This is a genomic window from Thiothrix sp. (genome assembly GCF_028714775.1).
Lineage (GTDB): Bacteria > Pseudomonadota > Gammaproteobacteria > Thiotrichales > Thiotrichaceae > Thiothrix.
The window spans coordinates 1-7,176 of the sequence record NZ_JAQTLS010000049.1 but is presented as its reverse complement, the minus strand read 5'-3'; the positions used below and the strand labels follow the sequence as shown (position 1 = coordinate 7,176).

At 53.5% G+C, this 7,176-nt stretch carries 7 protein-coding genes and 3 pseudogenes; 7 read left to right on the top strand and 3 right to left on the bottom strand.

All coding sequences use genetic code 11. The features are described 5' to 3' along the window. Nucleotides 1–502: pseudogene (locus PHE17_RS21150) on the top strand (hypothetical protein); the annotation flags it as partial. 61 nt (nucleotides 503–563) lie between these two features. Here PHE17_RS21150 and PHE17_RS21145 read toward each other — a convergent pair. Together PHE17_RS21145 and PHE17_RS21140 are read right to left on the bottom strand one after the other, a co-directional pair. Beyond that, on the bottom strand, nucleotides 564–836 hold the full coding sequence (locus PHE17_RS21145; protein ID WP_301017912.1) for a hypothetical protein: 273 nt from the start codon (nucleotides 834–836) through the stop codon (nucleotides 564–566). A gap of 110 nt (nucleotides 837–946) precedes the next feature. After that, a pseudogene (locus PHE17_RS21140) lies at nucleotides 947–1,119 on the bottom strand (transposase); the annotation flags it as partial. A 261-nt stretch (nucleotides 1,120–1,380) separates the two neighbouring features. On the opposite strand from PHE17_RS21140, the gene PHE17_RS21135 reads away from it, so the two are divergent. The 6 genes from PHE17_RS21135 to PHE17_RS21110 all read left to right on the top strand — a co-directional run bounded on the left by PHE17_RS21135 (nucleotide 1,381) and on the right by PHE17_RS21110 (nucleotide 6,297). Further along, entirely contained in the window at nucleotides 1,381–3,990 is a 2,610-nt protein-coding gene (locus PHE17_RS21135; RefSeq protein WP_301017911.1) for an HAD-IC family P-type ATPase, read from the top strand. Between the two features lie 71 nt (nucleotides 3,991–4,061). Beyond that, on the top strand, nucleotides 4,062–4,232 hold the full coding sequence (locus PHE17_RS21130; RefSeq protein ID WP_301017910.1) for a hypothetical protein: 171 nt from the start codon (nucleotides 4,062–4,064) through the stop codon (nucleotides 4,230–4,232). 586 nt (nucleotides 4,233–4,818) lie between these two features. Beyond that, entirely contained in the window at nucleotides 4,819–5,034 is a 216-nt protein-coding gene (locus PHE17_RS21125; protein WP_301017909.1) for a type I restriction-modification system subunit M N-terminal domain-containing protein, read from the top strand. A 397-nt stretch (nucleotides 5,035–5,431) separates the two neighbouring features. After that, nucleotides 5,432–5,707, top strand: coding sequence for a type II toxin-antitoxin system Phd/YefM family antitoxin (locus PHE17_RS21120; protein ID WP_301017907.1), 276 nt, complete (start codon nucleotides 5,432–5,434; stop codon nucleotides 5,705–5,707). Further along, entirely contained in the window at nucleotides 5,698–6,120 is a 423-nt protein-coding gene (locus tag PHE17_RS21115) for a type II toxin-antitoxin system VapC family toxin (protein WP_301017906.1), read from the top strand. The genes PHE17_RS21120 and PHE17_RS21115 overlap by 10 nt, the downstream gene beginning before the upstream one ends. An 18-nt stretch (nucleotides 6,121–6,138) precedes the next feature. Then, nucleotides 6,139–6,297, top strand: coding sequence for a hypothetical protein (locus PHE17_RS21110; RefSeq protein WP_301017905.1), 159 nt, complete (start codon nucleotides 6,139–6,141; stop codon nucleotides 6,295–6,297). On the opposite strand, the pseudogene PHE17_RS21105 reads toward PHE17_RS21110, so the two are convergent. Then, nucleotides 6,294–7,176 (bottom strand): annotated as a pseudogene (locus PHE17_RS21105) (hypothetical protein); the annotation flags it as partial. The gene PHE17_RS21110 and the pseudogene PHE17_RS21105 overlap by 4 nt on opposite strands.

Here is a 7,176-nt window from a genome sequence, read left to right as displayed (position 1 = left end):
TAGCACTGCGGGTGTCCTCAGTGGTACGCCGACGACTGCCAGTACATCCAATTTCAGTGCCAAGGTAACGGACAGCAAAGGTGTGTCCGATACCCAAGCCCTCAGCCTGACCATCAATGCAGCCCCGTCGACCACGGGCAACGCGGACATGGCACTGACAACCTTTAAAGCGACTGCCACCAGTGTTACCAAAGGGAGTGCCGCTGGGTTCAACTTTGTATTGAAGAACAATGGCAATGACGTGGCCAAAAACGCACGGTTTGTGTTGCCTATGCCCGCAAACACCACTTGGGTATCCGGTGGCGCAGCGGAATGTGTGCCTTCTACCACGGAAGTAGTGTGCAGTTTTGGTGATCTAGCCAAGGGGGTATCCCGTAACCGTTACGTCTACCTGCGCCCTGCGGTGGCTGGCAGCCTTACATTGAATGGCAAAGCCGTATCAGACACTGGAGACAGTAGCACAGCCAACAATAGCAAAGCCGTTACCTTGACAGTGAAATAATCAATCTGACTTTTCACGAGAAGTTGAGGGGAAACCGTAAGGTTTCCCCTTTTTTAGCCAGTTATTTAGCCAGATGTTCATACGCCACATTCAGGGTGCTCTCCAGATTTTCCGCATAGAATACTTGGATTGGCTGTTTACCCCGTATGCCCAAACCCTCAGGCACAGAACCTGAACCCAACGTCAAGGAGGCAGAACCGGAGGTGGTATAGGCATAATTGCCGGTAGCTTGTATGCAGGCACGCAATAACTGCTGATCCTTGTCAGTGTAAGCACAATAAGCAAACGGTCTGCGTTTCAGGTTGGGTGGCAGTTTCCCCACTGCAAGGCGCATCTCAAACTTGCCATTGTCCAGCAGGTCGCAGGATTGCCTGTCCGCATCTTCCGTGCAGTGGATTTGCCGCTGTACCTTGGGTAAACCCTATATTTCAGTGCCGAAGTTTTCAAGTTCAGTGCTTGTTTTTTGTCTTGATAGGAATACGCCACCAAGCCAGCGATAATATTAATCATATAGTTAGCGAGTGAGCGGTGGCGTGTATGCTCAATCTGCGAGATGTTTTCAACTGGTCATTGATGGTCTCGATGATGCTCCGTTGGCGCAGCATCAGTACATCGAAGGTATCCCGTGTCACCGTTTTCATATTGGTGTTAATAACGTCTTGTTCCATTCGGAAAGGAAGTCCAGACAAAAATCGCCAATCTCACAGAACAAGCGTGTTAGCATTTGGGGGCAGCCTTTGGTGGGGTCAACGCAGAGTGTGGTTACTCACATTGCCCCATGAAAAGCTGCGTCCTTTCCTTATACCAAACTCAGGTTATAGATGAAATGGATACAAATTTAGGCTTCCGCGTGTTGCGGGAATTGTGAGGAACTCAAGATGCCATTAGTGTGGCACACCCTTACCCCCGCAGCGGCGCTCGAAGCACAGCAATGCAATCCGCAACAAGGGCTGGATGAGGCAACCGTCGCAGCCCGCCTCATCCGTTATGGTGAAAACCGCCTGCCCGAAGCCCAACCGCGCCCCTTATGGTTGAAATTCCTCGACCAGTTCAAAAACTTCCTTGTCATCGTACTATTGTTTGCCGCTGGACTAGCATGGCTGGTCGGCGACCTGAAAGATGCCGTTGTCATCCTCATCGTGGTGGCCTTCAACGCCAGCCTCGGCTTTTACCAAGAATTCCGTGCCGAACAAACCCTTACCGCCTTGCAGCACATGCTCGCTGCCCATGCACGGGTACGCCGCAACGCACAAACCACCGAGGTGGATGCGGTAAAATTAGTCCCCGGTGACATCGTGCTGCTGGAAGCTGGCGACCGCATCCCCGCTGATGGTCGGTTATTGGCGGCCCACAACCTTGAAGTCGAAGAAGCCGCTTTGACGGGAGAATCCCATCCGGTCGGCAAGTCCACGGCGGCTCTCCCTGAGGAAGAACTACCGCTAGGCGACCGCATCAACCTGCTATACATGAACACCGTGGTAACACGCGGACGTGCCGAAATGCTGGTGACAGGCACTGGCATTGCCACCGAAATGGGCAAACTCGCGGGTATGATTGCCACTACCCCAGACACTACCACCCCGTTACAACAGCAACTCGACCGCTTGGGTAAGAAACTGGCAGCCCTTGCCGGGACAATCATCGCCCTGATTTTCTCACTTGATTACCTACGCAGCTTGGAATGGACGCAAGCGGCCATGAATGCCGTCGCCTTAGCAGTGGCTTCCATTCCCGAAGGTTTGCCTGCCGTTGTGACTGTCACCCTTGCTATTGGCATGTGGCGCATGGCAAAAAACCGCGCCATCCTTAAGAAACTCTCGGCTGTCGAAACCTTGGGTTCAACCAGCGTCATCTGTTCCGACAAAACCGGCACGCTCACCATGAACCAGATGACCGCCCGCGCCGGATGGTTCGCCGGAAAGCGTTTCAGCATCACGGGCGAAGGCTACCAATCGGCAGGCGAACTGGTCGGCGTAAGCAACACCCGCCCCTTCCTCCTTCCTATGGTTCTCTGCACCGAATCGCAAGTCCGTGATGGAAGGCTGATCGGCGACCCCACCGAAGGCGCATTATGGGTGTTGGCACAAAAAGGCGGTATTGACCCCGACCACGAACAAGCCGCCGCGCCACGCATTGCCGAGATTCCTTTCGACTCCGCCCACAAATTCATGGCAACCTTCCACCACGCAGGCTTGCAGGTAGACATGTTCATCAAGGGTGCGCCCGATGTGCTGCTGACACGCGCCAACGTGGATGCCGCCACCCGCCTGCAAATCGAAGCGGAAAACCAATACCTTGCCCAGCAAGCCTTGCGGGTATTGGCGGTGGCGCGGCGCACCATCCCCGCCGCCGACTTTGACCCTGCTGGCGACCTAATGCCGTGGGCGCAAGGTTGGGAATTCATAGGGTTGGCTGGCTTGATGGATCCGCCACGCCCCGAAGCGCGGCAAGCCATTGCTGCCTGCCAACGGGCGGGCATTGCCGTCAAGATGATCACTGGCGACCACCCGTTGACCGCTGCGGCGATTGGGCGCGAACTGGGTTTGACAGGTGGGGCTGTCAGCGGCGCAGAACTGGATACGCTGACTGAACATGAATTAGCCCAGCGCATGGGGTCACTGGCGGTATTCGCCCGCGTTTCCCCCGAACACAAGGTTAAGATCGTGCAAGCCTTGCGTGCTGCGGGTCACGTCACTGCCATGACTGGCGACGGGGTGAACGATGCCCCCGCGTTAAAGGCTGCTGACATTGGGGTGGCGATGGGCATTACGGGTACGGCCGTCACCAAAGAAGCGGCGACGCTGGTGCTGACCGATGACAACTTTGCCACCATTGTCCGTGCCGTGAAGGAAGGACGGGTGGTGTATGACAATATCATCAAGTTTGTACGCTTCCAGCTTTCCACCAATATTGGCGCAATCCTCACCGTGCTAGTGGCAACCTTAATGAACTTGCCCGCACCGTTCACCGCCATCCAATTGCTGTGGATCAATATCATCATGGATGGCCCGCCCGCAATGACGTTGGGCATCGAGCCAGCCCGCCCCGGCATCATGCGCACCCCGCCCCGCAACCAATCCACGCAGATACTCAGTTTGCCGCGCCTCGGGCGTTTGCTGCTGTATGGCATCACCATGATGGTGGGGACGTTGTTCATGTTCCAGTACGGGCTGGCTGACCACGACCCGCGTTATGCCCTGACGCTGGCGTTCACCACTTTTGTGCTGTTCCAGTTTTTCAATGCGTTTAATGCGCGGGTGGAATTTGGCAGCGTCTTTAATGCCAATTTTTTCAAGAATGGCAAGCTGTGGTTAGCGCTGGCAAGCGTGTTGCTGTTGCAGGTCATGGCGGTGCATTGGCTACCTGCCCAAGCCATTTTTGGCACAACGGCTTTGCGCTTGAATGACTGGGTAATGGCGGTACTGGTTGCTGCCAGCGTTTGGATGCTGGACGAGGCACGGAAAGCGCTTTTCACATTAGCGCGTTAGCTGGCAGGATTTGCATTTACAAACCCGCACAGTCCATCTGTAGCTTAATATTTATCCAAATAGGTGAAGCCATGAACCGCTACCACATCCAGCGCGGCGATGCCCGCACCACGGTTACACTGGACTCGACGTTGTGCGAGCTGCTGGCGTTAAAAATGGGTAAGTCACCAGTCGCGAAAGATTCCCGAACAAGTTGGCCACCCTACCAAATACGAAAGGGGCAGGTTTTGCGGCTGGAATAGGTTTGAAACCCATTGGAACGGAAACTTACGCTAAGCCAACAATAAAAGGGTGGCACGGACTCACTGCCTGTGCCCCCTTTTTGTCTGCCAGCAGGCATTAATGGGGATTGCCATCCTGCGCCAATTACTTTGTCCTGTTGGCGACGACCGTCTTGAAAAACACTGTCCATCCCCAGCCTTGACTGTTGGACATTCATACCCCAACGTCAATTGAGTGAAGTTTGATCTATTCCGCAAATGGGCATAACAAAATCCCTTATCCGGCCTACATTCAATTGCGTACTGACGTGATGACAATAAAAACAGGCAGGAAGCCCAAGCCCCATAGTGGGCTTTGTATATTGAGGGAAAGCAGGCAGCATTATCCTCACCTTTCTCGGATTTGTTGCTGCCTTATTAGGTTATGCCGGGGATGCTCCTCCCCGGCAACCATTTTCACACCCTATCAGGGCATCTGAAGCCTGTCAGTATCCACGGCGGGGGAATGCCCCACACAACTGCATAAAACTTACGCCCACTTTCTATTCGTGCCCGAAATAAGCATACAATAACGGGCTACCGACCCCTATAGAAAGCAAGAGACTTCATGGCCATCAAAAAATCCGCACTTTATTCCTCCCTGTGGGCTTCCTGCGATGAATTGCGCGGCGGCATGGATGCCAGCCAGTACAAGGATTACGTGCTGTTCATCAAGTACATCTCGGACAAATACGCGGATTCCGAAGACAACTTTGCCTCACCTGTGACCATTCCCGAGGGCGGCAGCTTCGCCGACATGGTGAAGATTGTAATGATCAAGTAAATTAGGACAGTCCGTTAAGCCTGTTTCAAAAAACGTTGCTCATAAACTGGCACCGATGAGTAATAAACGTTTTGTGAAGCTAAGCAGCAGGCGTGGTAGCGACCGTCCCGCTTGAGTATCATGTTAACCGAACTGATACTAAGTAGCCTGGCTGAAGTTTTCGCGCATTCAATGAGCGTAACTCATTGAATCTTCATGCTACGAATGCACGAAAACTTAGGCTCATGTACTTACAACAGCGCTACAGTTGAGGCTTTAACTCTTGTGCGTAAAAGGGCAGCAGCGGTGTTTCTCCAATGGGTGTAGGCTCTTTTTATCCGCATGGTAGGTGTCAAGGTTTACAGTCCATTAATAAAATAGCTATTATATGGCTATAATGATTAAGGAGATGCCGGTAATGAACTTAGCCACCACCATTGCAGATGCAAAGAACAATTTGCCCAAACTGATCCATGCCGTTGAGGGCGGAGGGGACATCCATATTACCCGGCATGGCAAACCCGTTGCCGTACTGATCTCAGAGGAACGTTACCAACAGATGTTCGGCACGGGGAAAAATACATTTCAGGCGATGATGGGCTGGCGGGAAAAATACGGCGGTGTTGACCTGACTGATGAGGAAGTCGATAGCTGGCGTGACCGCTCCCCAGCACGGGAGTTTTCATGGGACTGAAATACTTGCTGGATGCCAATATCCTCTCAGAACCGACAAAAAAGCAACCTGATGGCAATGTGCTGCACAAGCTGGATGTATATGCCGGACAGTATTGCACCGCCGTTACGGTTTGGCACGAAATGCACTACGGCGTTGAGCGCATGGCGGATTCAAAACGCAGGGATAGCTTATTGGCTTACATTGAATCTCTTGGGCAAAGCGGCCTGATGGTATTGCCATACGAGAAGGCTGCGGGGCAGTGGTTAGCGCGTGAACGCGGAAAACTATCCAAGAAGGGCATTGCCATCCCGTTTGCTGATGGGGAAATTGCGGCGGTGGCTTTTTGTAACCGGCTGACCTTTGTGACGCGCAACGTGGATGATTTCAGGATATATGATGGGTTAGCCATTGAAAACTGGTTCACGGCGTAGTCTTGGGATGGGCAAGAAATGCGGGCACTCAAGGAGGAGGATGACGACCACTTTGGGTTACGCTATCTGGGGTTTAGTGCCACTGGGTTCCTGACAATGGACACGGCAAAACAGGCCGTACCGGAATTTGCCCAGCGGGTGCTGGGGAGGATGGTGGAAATGGTGTCAGTATATTAGGCTCCCCTTAGTTTTACTTCCACTGCTGGGGCAAGGTTGTTCATGGCGGCACTGGCCTGCTTGGCATAGGTGGCGGTTGATGTGCCATTAGCATCATGGGTGGCTACGCCATCCAAAAACAACTTGTTCGCCCCGACTGTCCCTTTTAAGTGGGCTGCTTTTGCATACCCTGCAATGTGCCCAGCATCATCACCAGAACCGATTGCACCGCTGCGCACCCCAGCCTTAACGTGCATATTGGTGTATGCCACGAATGCCCGGTCTTGCAAGCCCTTGTCCGCCAAGAATGTCTGTTGCCCACCCCGGAGTGTCCAGTTATCTGGGTTTTCCAGCCATTGTTTTTGTTCGTACCCCCCATCACGGACTGATTCACTTGCCATTTCCAACTTGTGTTTGTCCACAAGGCCGACATCCGCCAATGCCATCGCCCCGAACTGGTATTGCCCAGAATAACCGTATTTGTTTACGGCATACTGGTTAAAGGTGCTTTCTGTATTGGCAGTAGTCGCGGCATACGCCCGCGTTTGCGCCTCGGTCATCCCTGTGATAACCCCTCCCTGAAAATTCATCGCGGCGGACAATTCATCGGCGGCTGATACGGCATGGTGGTTGCCACCAGCGCCCCACTGGTATTGTTGCAGTGCTGGGTCTGCGGCGTGGTCACTTTTTTTTTGCAATGTCCCATCATCATTGCCAAACACTTCAGCCCTGATTTGCTGGGTAGAGCCTTTCTCAGATGCTGTCAGCATCGGGCTGCCAACAACCCGGTTAAAGCCAGCCCCATAATCCGTACCCCAATCCTGTTCCCGGCCTGTGGCAGCACGTCCAACAGCACCCGCAATCCCTTGGGACAGCCCTGACGCGGTGGCGGCGATGTCC

Excerpts from the sequence above, each read along its gene's own strand:
- PHE17_RS21145 (WP_301017912.1), bottom strand. The coding sequence starts at position 836 with ATGCGCCTTGCAGTGGGGAAACTGCCACCCAACCTGAAACGCAGACCG.
- PHE17_RS21135 (WP_301017911.1), top strand. The coding sequence starts at position 1,381 with ATGCCATTAGTGTGGCACACCCTTACCCCCGCAGCGGCGCTCGAAGCA.
- PHE17_RS21130 (WP_301017910.1), top strand. The coding sequence starts at position 4,062 with ATGAACCGCTACCACATCCAGCGCGGCGATGCCCGCACCACGGTTACA.
- PHE17_RS21125 (WP_301017909.1), top strand. The coding sequence starts at position 4,819 with ATGGCCATCAAAAAATCCGCACTTTATTCCTCCCTGTGGGCTTCCTGC.
- PHE17_RS21120 (WP_301017907.1), top strand. The coding sequence starts at position 5,432 with ATGAACTTAGCCACCACCATTGCAGATGCAAAGAACAATTTGCCCAAA.
- PHE17_RS21115 (WP_301017906.1), top strand. The coding sequence starts at position 5,698 with ATGGGACTGAAATACTTGCTGGATGCCAATATCCTCTCAGAACCGACA.
- PHE17_RS21110 (WP_301017905.1), top strand. The coding sequence starts at position 6,139 with ATGCGGGCACTCAAGGAGGAGGATGACGACCACTTTGGGTTACGCTAT.